The sequence below is a fragment of the Psychroserpens sp. genome, assembly GCF_045105015.1.
Taxonomy (GTDB): domain Bacteria; phylum Bacteroidota; class Bacteroidia; order Flavobacteriales; family Flavobacteriaceae; genus Psychroserpens.
This window is the reverse complement of sequence record NZ_JBGCCX010000164.1, coordinates 1-13,849: the sequence shown is the minus strand read 5'-3', so window position 1 is coordinate 13,849 and position 13,849 is coordinate 1. Positions and strand designations below refer to the sequence as shown.

At 32.4% G+C, this 13,849-nt stretch carries 16 protein-coding genes; 9 read left to right on the top strand and 7 right to left on the bottom strand.

Translation table 11 applies throughout. From position 1 onward, the window contains the following. Positions 1-73: 73 nt before the first annotated feature. Positions 74-1,339, top strand: a complete 1,266-nt coding sequence (locus AB8B90_RS12780) for an acetyl-CoA hydrolase/transferase family protein (RefSeq protein ID WP_405337487.1) — start codon at positions 74-76, stop codon at positions 1,337-1,339. On the opposite strand, the gene AB8B90_RS12775 is transcribed toward AB8B90_RS12780, so the two are convergent. After that, positions 1,340-1,753 carry a BT0820 family HAD-type phosphatase gene (locus AB8B90_RS12775; RefSeq protein WP_405337484.1) on the bottom strand — a complete coding sequence of 138 codons (414 nt, stop codon included), beginning with the start codon at positions 1,751-1,753 and terminating at the stop codon, positions 1,340-1,342. It abuts the gene before it with no gap. Positions 1,754-1,802: 49 nt separating this feature from the next. Next, on the bottom strand, positions 1,803-3,326 hold the full coding sequence (gene gpmI, locus AB8B90_RS12770; RefSeq protein WP_405337481.1) for a 2,3-bisphosphoglycerate-independent phosphoglycerate mutase: 1,524 nt from the start codon (positions 3,324-3,326) through the stop codon (positions 1,803-1,805). 260 nt (positions 3,327-3,586) lie between these two features. On the opposite strand from gpmI, the gene AB8B90_RS12765 reads away from it, so the two are divergent. Beyond that, on the top strand, positions 3,587-3,982 hold the full coding sequence (locus tag AB8B90_RS12765; RefSeq protein WP_405337479.1) for an ankyrin repeat domain-containing protein: 396 nt from the start codon (positions 3,587-3,589) through the stop codon (positions 3,980-3,982). Between the two features lie 43 nt (positions 3,983-4,025). On the opposite strand, the gene AB8B90_RS12760 is transcribed toward AB8B90_RS12765, so the two are convergent. Together AB8B90_RS12760 and AB8B90_RS12755 are read right to left on the bottom strand one after the other, a co-directional pair. Next, positions 4,026-4,793 carry a M48 family metalloprotease gene (locus AB8B90_RS12760; protein ID WP_405337477.1) on the bottom strand — a complete coding sequence of 256 codons (768 nt, stop codon included), beginning with the start codon at positions 4,791-4,793 and terminating at the stop codon, positions 4,026-4,028. Between the two features lie 25 nt (positions 4,794-4,818). Further along, positions 4,819-5,553 carry a M15 family metallopeptidase gene (locus AB8B90_RS12755; protein ID WP_405337475.1) on the bottom strand — a complete coding sequence of 245 codons (735 nt, stop codon included), beginning with the start codon at positions 5,551-5,553 and terminating at the stop codon, positions 4,819-4,821. A gap of 80 nt (positions 5,554-5,633) precedes the next feature. Here AB8B90_RS12755 and AB8B90_RS12750 point away from each other — a divergent pair, with 80 nt between their 5' ends. After that, on the top strand, positions 5,634-6,059 hold the full coding sequence (locus tag AB8B90_RS12750; protein ID WP_405337473.1) for a GNAT family N-acetyltransferase: 426 nt from the start codon (positions 5,634-5,636) through the stop codon (positions 6,057-6,059). Here the strand turns inward: AB8B90_RS12750 and pepE are convergent, their stop codons facing one another. Then, positions 6,060-6,767: a dipeptidase PepE gene (gene pepE, locus AB8B90_RS12745; protein WP_405337471.1), complete on the bottom strand. Its 708-nt coding sequence runs from the start codon at positions 6,765-6,767 to the stop codon at positions 6,060-6,062. It lies immediately after the preceding gene. A 147-nt stretch (positions 6,768-6,914) separates the two neighbouring features. On the opposite strand from pepE, the gene AB8B90_RS12740 reads away from it, so the two are divergent. The 4 genes from AB8B90_RS12740 (at position 6,915) to AB8B90_RS12725 (ending at position 9,628) form a co-directional block, all read left to right on the top strand. Then, the gene (locus AB8B90_RS12740) at positions 6,915-7,727 is read left to right on the top strand and encodes a carboxypeptidase-like regulatory domain-containing protein (RefSeq protein WP_405337469.1); all 813 of its coding nucleotides are present in this window, start codon (positions 6,915-6,917) and stop codon (positions 7,725-7,727) included. Then, complete coding sequence (locus tag AB8B90_RS12735) at positions 7,714-8,484, top strand: carboxypeptidase-like regulatory domain-containing protein (protein WP_405337467.1); 771 nt, start codon at positions 7,714-7,716, stop codon at positions 8,482-8,484. Before AB8B90_RS12740 ends, AB8B90_RS12735 begins: the two co-directional genes overlap by 14 nt. Beyond that, positions 8,471-9,265 (top strand): carboxypeptidase-like regulatory domain-containing protein, encoded by a 795-nt coding sequence (locus tag AB8B90_RS12730; RefSeq protein WP_405337465.1) that lies wholly within the window; start codon positions 8,471-8,473, stop codon positions 9,263-9,265. Before AB8B90_RS12735 ends, AB8B90_RS12730 begins: the two co-directional genes overlap by 14 nt. A gap of 72 nt (positions 9,266-9,337) precedes the next feature. After that, positions 9,338-9,628, top strand: a complete 291-nt coding sequence (locus AB8B90_RS12725) for a twin-arginine translocase TatA/TatE family subunit (protein ID WP_405337463.1) — start codon at positions 9,338-9,340, stop codon at positions 9,626-9,628. Between the two features lie 5 nt (positions 9,629-9,633). On the opposite strand, the gene AB8B90_RS12720 is transcribed toward AB8B90_RS12725, so the two are convergent. Further along, positions 9,634-10,275 (bottom strand): O-methyltransferase, encoded by a 642-nt coding sequence (locus AB8B90_RS12720; protein ID WP_405337461.1) that lies wholly within the window; start codon positions 10,273-10,275, stop codon positions 9,634-9,636. Between the two features lie 75 nt (positions 10,276-10,350). On the opposite strand from AB8B90_RS12720, the gene AB8B90_RS12715 reads away from it, so the two are divergent. Together AB8B90_RS12715 and AB8B90_RS12710 are read left to right on the top strand one after the other, a co-directional pair. Next, positions 10,351-11,229: an alpha/beta hydrolase gene (locus AB8B90_RS12715; RefSeq protein ID WP_405337459.1), complete on the top strand. Its 879-nt coding sequence runs from the start codon at positions 10,351-10,353 to the stop codon at positions 11,227-11,229. A gap of 34 nt (positions 11,230-11,263) precedes the next feature. Further along, positions 11,264-12,013, top strand: a complete 750-nt coding sequence (locus tag AB8B90_RS12710) for an alpha/beta hydrolase (RefSeq protein WP_405337457.1) — start codon at positions 11,264-11,266, stop codon at positions 12,011-12,013. A 47-nt stretch (positions 12,014-12,060) separates the two neighbouring features. On the opposite strand, the gene AB8B90_RS12705 is transcribed toward AB8B90_RS12710, so the two are convergent. After that, the coding region (locus AB8B90_RS12705) for a zinc-dependent metalloprotease (protein WP_405337455.1) at positions 12,061-13,849 on the bottom strand (1,789 nt) is incomplete at its 5' end.

The window sequence follows — 13,849 nt, the reverse complement described above, 5'->3', positions numbered from 1 at the left end:
TTAAATATGATATTTGACAGTTTTTTAATTGCAACTCTATGTTAACTTTGTACCATCATTAAATCAGAATAATATGTATAAAGCTATTAGTGCTGAAGAAGCTCTCAAGGTTGTAAAGTCAAACGATAAAATTTATATTCAAGCAGCTGCTGCTGTACCGACAGTATTAGTAAAAGCACTTGCCAATCGACATGAAGAATTGCGTAATGTAACTATTTGTCAACTTCATACTGAAGGAGATGCACCTTATGCCAATCCAGAATATGCTGATAGTTTTCATGTGAATTCTTTTTTTATAGGTCGGAATGTTCGTCATACACTAAAAGCAGGAAATGGTTCATATACACCTGTATTTTTGAGTGAAGTGCCTTTATTGTTTAAGCGTAATATTGTGGATGTTAAAGTAGCACTAATTCATGTGTCTGTTCCAGACGAACATGGTTATTGCTCGTTAGGTGTTTCTGTTGAAGCGACTTTAGCAGCTATTGATAATGCAGATCATGTGATAGCTCAAATAAACAAACAAATGCCAAGAACCTTTGGTGACGGTATAATTCACATCTCGGAAATAGATTCGTTTGTAGAAGTTGATGAGCCCTTACCTTCTCATCCAGTATCTGAGCCTACTGCTGTTGAAACCAAAATTGGTGATCATGTTGCAAATCTAATTGAAGATAGAAGTACTTTGCAGATGGGAATTGGGAATATTCCAAATGCTGTGTTGTCGAGATTACACAATCATAAAGATTTAGGTTTGCACACTGAAATGTTTTCAGATGGTGTAATTGATTTAATTCTGAAAGACGTTATCAATGGAAACTATAAAGGTGTAAATCCAGGGCGAGCTTTAGCTACTTTTTTGATGGGCTCAAAACGTTTATATGATTATGTTGATAATAATCCGTTTATTGAAATGCGATCTTCTGATTATGTAAATGATGTGTCTGTAATTAAACAAAACCCTAGAATGGTTGCAATTAATTCTGCAATTGAAGTTGATCTTACTGGTCAAGTTTGTGCTGATTCTATTGGCTCAAAAATGTATTCTGGAGTAGGAGGGCAGATGGATTTTATTAGAGGAGCGTCTTTAAGTGATGGTGGTAAAGCCATTATTGCATTGCCTTCTATTACAAAAAAAGGAATTAGTAGAATTGTACCAGCTTTAAAAATGGGAGCAGGAGTTGTAACTACGAGGGCACATATTCATTATGTGGTTACAGAATATGGTGTCGCTAATTTGTATGGGAAAACGATAAAGGAACGAGTGAATGCCTTAGTTGAAATAGCACACCCTGATCACAGAGAAAACTTAGATAAAATGTATTTTGAGATGATGTAATTATTTACTGAAGAGTCCTAAAAATCCTTTTTTTCGTTTAGGTTCTTTAATTTCAGGTGTTTCGTTAGTGATGATCTGAAATACTTCTCCCCAACCTAGGATGCCACCAATGTTTCTATCATCGATATAAATATCTGCGTAAATTTTACGACTTACGGAATTATCGTATTGTTCTTCAGGAAAACTTTGATTAACTGCATAAAATGTGATGCCATTTTCTTGGCAAAACTGAACAGCATCATCAAGTTTTGAACCACTTCTGTAGGTCCATAAAATTAAACGATGTCCATCTTTTTGAAGACGTTTCATTGTCTCGAAAGCAAAAATGCGAGGTTTTCCAATTTTTGGATAAGCATCTTCAACTATGGTTCCATCAAAATCTACAGCAATGACAAGTTTATCTAAAAAATTCATAGGCTAGTTCCTTAAAGTTTTCAAAAGTACAATAATTATCTATTTTGAATTAAAGTGTGACTAACGATTTTTGTGTCATAGCTTTAGGTTGTTCAATGTCCATTAGTTTAAGAATGGTAGGTGCGATATCTCCTAATATTCCATCTTTAATTGTTGTATTATCATTATTGATTAAAATAATAGGTACAGGATTTGTTGTGTGAGCAGTATGAGGTGTGCCGTCAGGATTTATCATTGTTTCGCAATTGCCATGATCAGCTATCAAGAGTGTTGTATAATCTTTCTCAAGAGCAGCCTCTACAACATCTTTTACACATATATCAACAGCTTCACAAGCTTTAATTGCAGCTTCCATAACTCCTGTGTGACCAACCATATCTCCATTTGCGAAATTTAAACAAACAAAATCAACAGCTCCTTTTTGGAGTTCAGGAACTAATGCATCACGAAGTTCAAAAGCACTCATTTCAGGTTTTAAATCATAAGTTGCTACTTTAGGTGAATTTCTTAAAATTCTAGATTCGCCTTCAAATGGATCTTCTTGACCTCCTGAGAAGAAAAATGTTACGTGAGGATATTTTTCAGTTTCAGCAATTCTTATTTGTGTTTTATGGTGTTTAGCAAGGACTTCTCCAAGAGTTTCTGTAAGATTGTCTTTGTTGTATATCACTTTGATTCCTTTGAATGAATCATCATAATTAGTCATGGTTACATAATATAAATCTAGTTTATGCATGTTTTGTTCATGAAAATCGTTTTGAGACAATGCTTCAGTTAATTCTCTTCCTCTATCTGTTCTGAAATTGAAGAAAATTACGACATCACCAGATTGAATTTTTGCGATAGGATCATTGTTACTATCTACCATTACAATAGGTTTTATAAACTCATCAGTAATACTGTTATTATAACTATTCTGAATAGCATCTGTTGCATTTTTACACTGCTCACCTTTACCATTAACAATAGCATCGTAAGCTAGTTTTATACGTTCCCAACGCTTGTCTCTGTCCATAGCATAGTATCGACCAGTTACAGAGGCGAGTTTTGTATTAGTATTTTTAATATGTGACTCTAAAGACGTTATAAATCCAAATCCAGATTTGGGATCTACATCTCGACCATCAGTAAAAGCATGAATGAAGGAATTTTTTATACCAGAATTGTTAGCTGCATCAACTAATCCGAATAAATGATTAATATGTGAATGTACTCCACCATCACTTACTAATCCTAAAAAATGAACAGGTTTATCATTTAATTTAGCATAATCAAAAGCTGCTTTTAATTCAGGTTCATCCTTTAAAGAATTGTTTTCAACTGCTAAGTTAATTTTGACTAAATCTTGATATACAATTCTTCCAGCTCCTAGGTTCATATGACCAACTTCACTATTTCCCATTTGTCCTTCTGGCAATCCAACATGAAGTCCATCAGTTCTTAAAGACGCGTTTGAATATTTCTTATATAATGAATCTATGTAAGGTGTGTATGCATTGTCTATAGCTGAAACTTTTGGGTCTGGAGATTTTCCCCAACCATCAAGAATCATCAAAATTACTTTTTTATTCATGTTGTCATATTTGAATTCAAAGATAAAAGTTTATCAATCTAAATGGTAAAAATTGTGAACCAAAATAATACAATAATAAAATTTATAAAGTAATAGTATTAAAACTGTTTTTCGTTCTGTTTGGTTTGTGATGTTCTTAACAGATTTGTTTACAAATAGTTAAAAAAATGTTATTTAATTTTTAAAGTGTAACACTTATTAAAATAAGTCGTCTATATAGTATAATCAAAAAACAATCAATTAATTTAAAATCTTTCATCATGAAAAAATCAGTAGTTATCGTTGCAATCGCAATGGCATTTTCAGTGACCGCTTTAAATGCAAACAATGTTATTAGTAATACTTCATCAAAAGAAGTGATTGCTCAAAAATCAAAAGTTAGTCCTTTATGCACAGCTGTTGCTAAAGGCGACGTAGAAGAAGTTAACCGATTATTAAAAAATGGAGTAGACGTTAATGCCAAATCAAATGGGATGATGCCAATTCATTATGCTGCAAAATATAATCGTGTAGAAATGATTAAAATATTAATCACCGCAGGTTCTAAAATTCATAAATATTGTGATGAAGGTAGAACAGCATTAATGATTGCACAAAACGCTAAGGCTAAAGATGCTGAGCAATTTTTAAAGCGTTTTAAAGATAAAACAGCCTAGAAACAGGCAATTATTTGAGTTAGTTAGTAGAAAAGGCGCTTTATTAAAGCGTCTTTTTGTATTTCTCAATAGATGCTCTTATTTCTTCAATTCTGTTTTCTGGATCTGGATGCGTACTTTGAAATTCTGGTACTCTATTTGGTCCAGCTGCTGCTTTTAAAATTTCCATAACATCAATCATTTCTTCCGGCTGATATCCAGCTTTCAACATAAACTTAACTCCTAAATCATCACTTTCTAATTCATCACCTCTACCATTTTTTAATAATTCTCCACTTCCATATTGTTGAGCAACACCACCTAAATCTACAGAAGAAGCTCCCATTGCAATGATTTTCCAAAAATTCGCATTGGTTATTCTTTCGTTAGAATGTTTTCCTAAAACATGGCCAATTTCATGACCTAATACACCAGCAAGCTGATCTTCATTTTCTAATTTAGAAAATAAAGCATAGGTAATAAATATCTGTCCTCCAGGTAAGGCAAAGGCGTTTATAGTATTAGGATCTGCTAATAAGTGAAACTCATATTCGTATGGAGTCTCGTTAGCTACACTACTTCTAATAAGTTTATTTCCAACATCATCAACCAATGCTTGATATTGTGCATTTGGATGTAAACCACCATGTTGTTGAGCCATGCCAGGAGCGCTTTGTAAACCTATGGCAATCTCTTGTTCTGGTGATAATGAAATGGCTTGAGTTCTTCCTGTATATGGATTAACTTCTTCTTGGCTACATTTTCTTAGAAAAGCAAATGCAACAACAGCTAATGCTATAAATAATCTGATTTTTAAATTCTTTCCTCTCATGGTCTAGGTTGTTTATGCTTTAAATTTACAAAAGTTCCGGATTTATATCCAAAATATTATGATTTAAGTAATTAGTAATGAATTCTTCAGAAAAATAACTATTTCCTAATAGATTTTCATTGGCTATAATGTCTTTAATTCTCAACTTTCTGTATTGAGATAGATAATGACTTGAAAGCGGTTTATAACTATAATGCCAAGGTTCATATTTAAAGCCTTTACGACTAGGTGAACTTGTATACACAAGATAAAACCCAAAAGTGTTGGCGTTTTGATCCATCCAAAGCTTTAATTTTCTAAAACAACCCTCAGTTTCAAAATGCTTAGGCTGCAATACAGATGATGGTTGCGTGACATTGGTGTCAATAATATCAATGTCTGTGGCCCAATGATGTCTTGATGTTCCTGGTATGGTTGAATACTCTATAATTTTTTTAATGCTTTCTTGAGGCGATAATCCTTTACTAATATTTCTATTGTACTTACGTTCCCAAATTCTATTTTGATGATTAAAGCCTCTATAACTAGACACAATATGTATGCGAATGTCACTTTTAAGTGCTTCAGTTTTCATTTTCATAAAGGCATCATAAGCTTCTTCGCGTAGTTGAAATCCGTCACCATATAGTTTAGGATTGCCTTTGCCAATTAATTCTTGATAGCTTATTTCATTCGTACTAGCTTGAAAAGCTAATTGCGGGAGTACGGTTAGAATAAAGCCTGAAGCAAAAGATGATTTTATAAAGTCTCGACGTTTCAATATGTTTTAATTTATGTCAAAGTGAAGTTACTAATTCATTTTCAGTTAAAAATAATTATCTTCACTCTTAAATTATGATTATGTCTTTTCGGTTTCAAATTTTAGAGCCATCTAAAATAAATAACATCATACCATTAATACAACAATTAACGAGCCATAAATGTTCTGATGCTATTTTAAAAGAGCGTTTTGCTGCTATGGTAACTGAAAATTATGAATGTGCTGTAATTTATGATGAAGATATTTTAATTGGAGTTTGCGGACTTTGGTATTGTACAAGACATTATGCAGGAAAAACTGTTGAATTAGATCATGTGTTTATTGACGAATCCTACCGAAATAGAGGTATTGGAAAACAGTTTTTAAATTGGATCTATAATTTTGTTAAAACCAAAGGTGTTAATACAGCAGAATTGAATACTTATGTTCAAAACTATCCCTCACATAAATTTTATTATAATGAAGGATTTGAAATCTTAGGATATCATTTTCTAAAAACTTTATAACTATTTTAAATGACTTAAATCTGATTCTGGCTCAACTTCATAAGGAGATTTTTCGTGTTCAAAAAGTCTCGCGCTTAATGGGCCTTTCAATAGGATTTCATTTCCATTTACGGCCAGCCAACTCCCTTCTCTAAGACCAACTACTGGTTGCGTATTGAATGCATGAAACTCTTTAATTCGAGTTTCTCTTGTTTCACCTTTGTGAGTACTTGTTGGATCAGGATCTAAATAGTGTGGGTTGATATTAAAAGGTACAAAACCAAAGGTTTTAAAACTTGGAGGATATACAATTGGCATATCGTTAGTTGTGTTTACAGTTAATCCACATATATTACTTCCAGCGCTAGTCCCTAAGTATGGTGTTCCAGAATTTACAGCTTCTTTTATAGGTTCTAATAAATTATTTTTATAGAGTTGATTAACCAATACAAAAGTGTTTCCACCACCAGTGAAAATAGCTTTAGCGTTAGCGATAGCAAGTCTAGGGTTTTCAAATTCATGGATACCTTTAGCGACTTTTCCGATTTTACTAAAAGCTTTATTTACATTCTTAGTGTATTCATCATGTGAAATACCTCCAGGTCTAGCATATGGAATAAAAACTATTTCAGAAGTATCCTTAAAAAAAACAGAAAGTTCATCTAATAAATATTCTAGAGGTCCACTGCCATGAATGGTTGACGTACTTGCTATAATAATTTGTTTCATAGATACATTTTTAAAACCGTTAAAGCCTGTTTAGACTTCATTTTATTTATTGTAAATTTAAGTAAACCTTTAATTTAACAAAAGTTTACAAGGGTTTATGTTGAAATTAAGTCAATTGAAATTATTTTTATAATAAATAAGGAATTTATGAAAAAGCTATTACCAATTTTATTGTTTTGTTTAAGTTTTTATGCAGTATCTCAAGATGTTAGGCGTATTTCTGTTGAAGGGAAAATTATCGTTGAAGGTAATGATATAGAGGGAATTACAGTTTATAATACGTCCTCAAATAAGGGAGCTGTTACTGATGAGAAAGGAGAGTTTACGCTTGCTGTTGCTTTAAATGACTTTATTGAAATAAGAGCTTTACAATATCAGAACTTCGATTTCAAAGTTAGTAGTGCTATTCTAAAGTCTAAACGAATTCGTGTTATTCTAATTGAAGAAATTAATAAACTTGATGAAGTTTTAGTTATGACTAAAGGACTTTCAGGAGATTTAGATACCGATATAAGTAGCGTAAAAACATTTAATCCCAAACTTGATGCTCTTTATTTTGGTATTAAAAGAAGTGATGAGTATGAGTTTGCTGATGATAACAGATCTGAAATAAATAATATTGCTATGCATTCCCAATCTCAGACAATGGTTAATGGTTTAAATATTGTAAATATTGTAGATCAAATATTATTGCCATTGTTTAGGTCAGAAGTTAAAGACAAAAAAGCAGTAGGTATAACGGAAGTGCCAGTGAGTGCAATTAAGTATTATTTTGGATCTACGTTCCTGGTTGATAATTTTGGTATTCCAGAGCATAGAGTTGAAGAGTTTATTAGATATGTAGAAGATGATGAGGATTTTGATTTTACACTACTTAATTATGGAAAAGAGCTTGAATTTCTTGAAGTGTTAAGCCAAAAAAGCAAAACATTTTTAAATAAACAGAATGACAAGGGCTAAAAGTATTGTTTTTTTAACCTTATGTTTAATACAATTTAGTATTGTATTTTCTCAATCTACTGAAATTCAAGGTAAAGTTACCGCAAGTTCTGATATTGATCGTATCCACATCATAAATAAGACAGCCAACAAATTCACAATTACAAATGATGATGGTGAGTTTTTTATAATAGCCTCTGTTAATGATACTATCTTAGTTTCTGCCATACAATATAAACCTCTAGAAATATTGGTAACTCCTCAAATAATTCAATCTAAATTCATTTCAGTAGACCTTAGTGATAAAATTACAGAACTAGATGAAGTTGTTGTTGGTAAAATACTGACTGGAGATTTAATGTCTGATATTGAAAATAGTGATGCAAAAGCTGACTTGAATTTTTATGATTTAGGTATACCTGGTTATACAGGTAAACAAAAAACACAATCAGAAAGGCGATTACATGCAGCTACTACAGGTTCTGGCTTAGTCCCTTTAACTCCTTTGTTAAACTGGATTTCTGGTCGTACAAAAAAACTTAAGGCACAGATAGCTAGAGAAAATGCTGACGGAGCAATGGATGAAGTCAAGTCTCACATGTCCGAAATGCTCTTTAATATTGATAACTTAGAAGCTTCAAAGCGTGTTGAGTTTTTCTATTTTGTTTCAGACGATCCAAATTTCTTACCTTTAAGTAGAACTAATAATGACTTTAAAATGTTGGAGTTTTTACAACAAAAATTGCAAGCATTTAAATCTCAAGTTGAAGAGAACTAATTACATATCATTTTTATTTTTTTTAAGCGTTTTTTGTAGTAGTTCTCAAACTACTGATTTAAAAGGGCAAGTTTTTGCTAATGCTGAGCTAGACGGAATACATATTCTTAATATTTCTGCAGAAGAATATACCATTACTAATCGCTTAGGCGCTTTTGAAATTTCTGCACGAGTTAATGATACTATTTTAGTATCGAGTGTTCAGTACATACCTAAAAAAATTGTTGTATCTCACGAGATGATGACTTCAAGATTTATAAAAATTAATCTCGAAGATCGTATAAATGAACTCGATGAAGTTGTTGTTGGTAAAGTACTAACAGGAGATTTAATGTCTGATATAAAAAACAGTAATGCAAAGCCAGAAATAAATTTTTATGATGTCGGTATTCCAGGATATACTGGAAAACCAAAAACGCAAAAACAGCGACGGTTAATTGAGGCAGATGCAGGGAAATTCGTATACTATTATGGGTTGGTTGCTACAATCAATATTCATAAAATTTTAAATAGAATTTCTGGACGAACTAAAAAGCTTAAACGACTAGTGAGATTAGAAGAACAAGACGCTTGTATGGATAAAGCAATTTCAAATTTATCTGATGATCTTTTTGGACACATAGAACTCAAAGAAGAGCTAAAAACAGAATTTTTCTATTATGCTTCCGAAGACCCTAAGTTTTTAGAGACTTGTAAACTGGAAAGTGATATCAAGCTTTTTGAATTTTTAATTGATAAACTTTTAGCGTTTCATATTCAAGTTGCAAGTAGTGATGATTAAAACTGAATAAATTAGCAAAATAATTTAGCCATCATTTTCTAACCAATCCAAACATCTTAGTATATTTGCATTGTGAAACTATTAGCAATATTTTTATTTATCGGAACCACAGAGGTTATGTTCATACTATTTATAGCTGTGATGGTCTTTGGTGCTGATAAGATTCCTGAAGTAGCCAAAGGTTTAGGAAAAGGAATGCGAAGTTTAAGAGATGCTACAAATGAAGTGAAATCAGAAATAAAGAAAACAGCTACTGAAAAACAACATATCGAAACTAATGTGACTCAGGATATTAAAGAAGAGATCACAAAGGTTAAAGACGAAATAGAAGATTTCTCAGGTTCTATCAAAAGAGAACAATAATCACATTATTTTTTTCGACTTACAGTTAGGCCATCTCGTATAGGCAACATGACTGTTTCAATACGATGATCTGCTTTTAGAAGTGTGTTGTACTCTAAAACTGCTTTAGTTGAGTTGTCTTTTTCATTCAATGGTTCAATCACTTTTCCATGCCAAAGGACATTGTCAGACAAAATGATGCCTCCAGGATTCATCTTGTCAATAATTAAATTAAAATAGTTTGAATAATTAGGTTTGTCTGCATCAATAAAGACTAAATCATAGGTGTTTTTTAATTTAGGAATAATATTTAGAGCGCTACCTAAGTGTTGATGTATTTGTGTTCCGTATTGTGACCTGTCAAAATATTTACGTTGAAAATCAATTAACTCTTCATTGATGTCTATAGTGTCAATGATACCATCATCTTGTAAACCTTCTGCAAGACATAATGTAGCATATCCTGTAAACGTACCCAATTCTAATATGGTTTTAGGTGATTTTAATTTTGAAATCATACTTAATACTCTTCCTTGGTAAGGACCACTTAGCATAATAGGTTGTAAAATTTTTTGATATGTTTCTCTAGTGAGCTGTTGTAATAATTTTGGTTCTTCTTGAGAATGAGCTACAACATACTCATCTAATTTTTCGGGTAAAAAATACATTTGGTCTTCTATTGAAATACAAAGAAAACGATTCTTTATTAATTTCCTATCTTGTATGAACTTAAAACCTTCAGCATGCCATATTGGTTATCTATAGTTGTTACTGTATTAATTATTTACATAGCTATAAGTATTGCATTATATTACTTACAAGATTATATGTTGTTTAAACCAGAAAAACTTCCTAAAGATTTTCAGTTTGATTACGAGAACCAAGACACGAAAGAATATAATCTAGAAACCAGAGATGGTGCAGTTATTAATGGTTTACGTTTTTTTCCCAAAGGTGAAAGTAAAGGAGTCGTTTTATATTTAAAAGGTAATTCGAAGAGTATTAAAGGTTGGGGAAAGTTTGCTGTAGATTTCACTAGACATGGTTATAATGTATTAATGGTTGATTATAGGGGCTTCGGAAAAAGTACTGGCAGACGATCACAAAAAGCCATTAAACGCGATTTGCAGTTGGTTTATAACAAGTTAAAAGAAATGACAACAGAAGATAGAATCATTCTATACGGACGTTCTCTTGGCTCTGGTTTTGCATCAAAATTAGCATCAATGAATCACCCTAAAATGCTTATTCTTGACGCACCTTATTATAGTTTAACAAAAGTTACAGCACGTTATGCACCTTTTATGCCTTTGTCATTATTAATGAAATATCCTTTACCAACTTATAAGTGGTTAAAATATGTGCAATGTCCAATACACATTATTCATGGTACTCATGACAAACTCATTCCATATAAAACCAGTGTGAAGTTGTCTCAGGTTAATCCTCGTTTAACACAGTTGCATACAGTTATTGGTGGTGGACATAAAAACTTAAATAATTTTGAATCGTATCATAATATGCTAGACGATATAATAAATAAAACACCAAAAATCATAGACTTAAAAACAACAAGTATTGATGTCATACACTCCTCAAAACCAACGAAAAAGAAAGCTTAAAAGAGTTTTTAAAATTCTTTTAATACTCTATGTTATGATTGGAGCTTCACTTTATTTTTTACAAGAAAAGATTTTATTTTTGCCTACGACATTGGCTCAAGATTATCAATACGATTTTAGGTATCCTTTTGAGGAATTGTTTTTAAATACTGCTGAAAATGTTTCTATTAATGCCATTCATTTTAAAACAGAAAATCCAAAAGGAGTGATTTTATACTTTCATGGAAACGCTGGAGATTTAAGTCGTTGGGGAATAATAGGCGAACATTTTGTGTCTTTAAATTATGATGTGTTCATAATGGATTATAGAACTTACGGAAAGAGTAAAGGAAAGTTAAGTGAACAAGGATTTTATGACGATGCGGAGTATTGTTATAATTATGTCTTGCAGCATTATTCTGAAGAAGATATAGTTATATATGGTCGTTCTCTAGGTACTGGTGTAGCTTCCTATTTGGCTTCAAATCATGAACCAAAACAACTTATTTTAGAAACACCTTATTATAGTATTTTAGATGTAGCAAAACATCGATTTCCAATATTTCCAGTAAAGAGCTTATTGCGATACGAATTTCCTTCTAATGAATTTATTAGAGCAGTTAGATGTCCAATCACGATGTTTCATGGTACAGATGATGCTGTGATTCCATATAGTTCAGCTCAAAAGTTACAATCTGTTGCGCCAAATGAGTTAACAACTTTCATTACTATTGAAGGTGCTGGTCATAATAACTTGATAAGTTTTGAGAATTATAAAGAAGGGATTATTGACGTGCTAAAATAAAAAAGCTCCAGAATTAACTGAAGCTTTTCTACTAGTAATATTTACTGTTATCCATTAGGATTCAAAATCGTATCAATGCGCTCTAAAGCATCTGCAATATGTATTCTACTCATATTGTCGGCTCCACGAGCAGAACGTAATTGACTACGTAATGTTTTTAATTCAGCTCTTACAACTGCTCTAATGTCAGACTGACTAGTATTAACAGCTGTTGCCTTAATGTATGGGCTAAATGTTCTTCCACTTTGGTTTTTAGCCGTCATTAAATATCCTAATCTATCAATATGCGCACGTTGTAAATTACGTCTGTAAGTATCAATTCTTTTTCCTGTTCGTAATTCACTCCAAATACCACGACGTAAATCTTTCATCATATCAGTTAGTGCATATGCATCTCTACCATTATGAGTTTCAGCTTCGGTTAAACGTTGCATTTTACCTAAGCTCATGATATTGTTTAATGTTCTTACTTGTAAACCTCTTACGCGATCAACAGAACCAGAATATTCAATACGATCAAAGATAGTTTTATCAATCAACCACTCTGGTGTGTTAAATAAATTATCTTGAATAAATTTCATTGCTTTTTTCTGATGGTCTTTAGGGACAGCAGTATAAACAGCTCCAGGTTGATCAGCAGCTTTATAGTGCTCGTAAACACCTCCTATGTTATTAGAAACATGTCCCATATAACGTCTAAACTGAGATAATACGTGACCATACATTTCTTGTAAATCATCATAATCTTCACCAACTTCAGTTGTCCATTCTATTAAGTTAGGTACAATACGTTTTAAGTTACTAATTCCGTAGTCACTTGCTAGCATAGCATCGTCACCTAAATCTTCAGTTTGTGAACTTGGATCGTGAATATCTCCGACCTGTTGGTGACCAAATCTGTACATTGGATCTCCAGCATGTTTCATTATCCAGTCATTTAGGACAGGTTTTTCTTCTTCAGCTGATTTATCTAAAATAGGTCTGTAACCCCAAGAAATAGCGTATTTGTCGTAAATACCAATGTTTGGCATTAACGCAACACCTTCGTCACCTGGCTGTGCCACGTAGTTAAAACGAGCATAATCCATTATAGATGGTGCAGTTCCGAACTTTTGAGTAAACTCAGCACTTCTTAAATCTTCTACTTTATAAGCAACACTACTTCCCATGTTGTGAGGTAAACCTAATGTGTGTCCAACCTCATGTGCAGATACAAAACGAATTAATCGACCCATAACTTCATCTTTAAATTGAGGTCCTTGCGCATCAGGATTAATAGCAGCCGTTTGTACGAAGAACCAACCACGTAATAAAGACATTACATTGTGGTACCAATTGATATCACTTTCAAGAATTTCACCAGTTCTTGGATCACTTACGTGTGGACCATTAGCGTTAGGAATAGGAGATGCTAAATAGCGTACTACTGAATAACGAACGTCTTCTGGAGTCCATTCAGGGTCTTCTTCAATAGATGGTGGATCTTTAGCAATAATAGCTTCTTTAAAACCTGCTGCTTCAAAAGCTACTTGCCAATCTTCAATACCTTGTTTGATATACTTACGCCATTTTTCTGGAGTAGCTCTATCTATATAATATACAATTTGTTTTTTTGGAACAACCAATTCACCACGTTTGAATTTTTCTAAATCTTCATCACGAACTTCAAGTCTCCAACGGTCAAGATACTCAAGAGTCTTACTTTTTTGGTCTTCTTGTCCATAATCTGTTTGGCTACTTGTAAACCAGCCAACACGTTCGTCAAAGTAACGGCGTTTCATAGGGTTTTCTGGTAGTAAAATCATAGAGTTATTGATTTCAATAGAAATACTTCCA

What these genes read in the sequence shown, in the direction of transcription:
- AB8B90_RS12780 (WP_405337487.1), top strand. Translation starts at nt 74, where the DNA reads ATGTATAAAGCTATTAGTGCTGAAGAAGCTCTCAAGGTTGTAAAGTCA.
- AB8B90_RS12775 (WP_405337484.1), bottom strand. Translation starts at nt 1,753, where the DNA reads ATGAATTTTTTAGATAAACTTGTCATTGCTGTAGATTTTGATGGAACC.
- gpmI (WP_405337481.1), bottom strand. Translation starts at nt 3,326, where the DNA reads ATGAATAAAAAAGTAATTTTGATGATTCTTGATGGTTGGGGAAAATCT.
- AB8B90_RS12765 (WP_405337479.1), top strand. Translation starts at nt 3,587, where the DNA reads ATGAAAAAATCAGTAGTTATCGTTGCAATCGCAATGGCATTTTCAGTG.
- AB8B90_RS12760 (WP_405337477.1), bottom strand. Translation starts at nt 4,793, where the DNA reads ATGAGAGGAAAGAATTTAAAAATCAGATTATTTATAGCATTAGCTGTT.
- AB8B90_RS12750 (WP_405337473.1), top strand. Translation starts at nt 5,634, where the DNA reads ATGTCTTTTCGGTTTCAAATTTTAGAGCCATCTAAAATAAATAACATC.
- pepE (WP_405337471.1), bottom strand. Translation starts at nt 6,767, where the DNA reads ATGAAACAAATTATTATAGCAAGTACGTCAACCATTCATGGCAGTGGA.
- AB8B90_RS12740 (WP_405337469.1), top strand. Translation starts at nt 6,915, where the DNA reads ATGAAAAAGCTATTACCAATTTTATTGTTTTGTTTAAGTTTTTATGCA.
- AB8B90_RS12735 (WP_405337467.1), top strand. Translation starts at nt 7,714, where the DNA reads ATGACAAGGGCTAAAAGTATTGTTTTTTTAACCTTATGTTTAATACAA.
- AB8B90_RS12720 (WP_405337461.1), bottom strand. Translation starts at nt 10,275, where the DNA reads ATGTATTTTTTACCCGAAAAATTAGATGAGTATGTTGTAGCTCATTCT.
- AB8B90_RS12715 (WP_405337459.1), top strand. Translation starts at nt 10,351, where the DNA reads ATGCCATATTGGTTATCTATAGTTGTTACTGTATTAATTATTTACATA.
- AB8B90_RS12710 (WP_405337457.1), top strand. Translation starts at nt 11,264, where the DNA reads ATGATTGGAGCTTCACTTTATTTTTTACAAGAAAAGATTTTATTTTTG.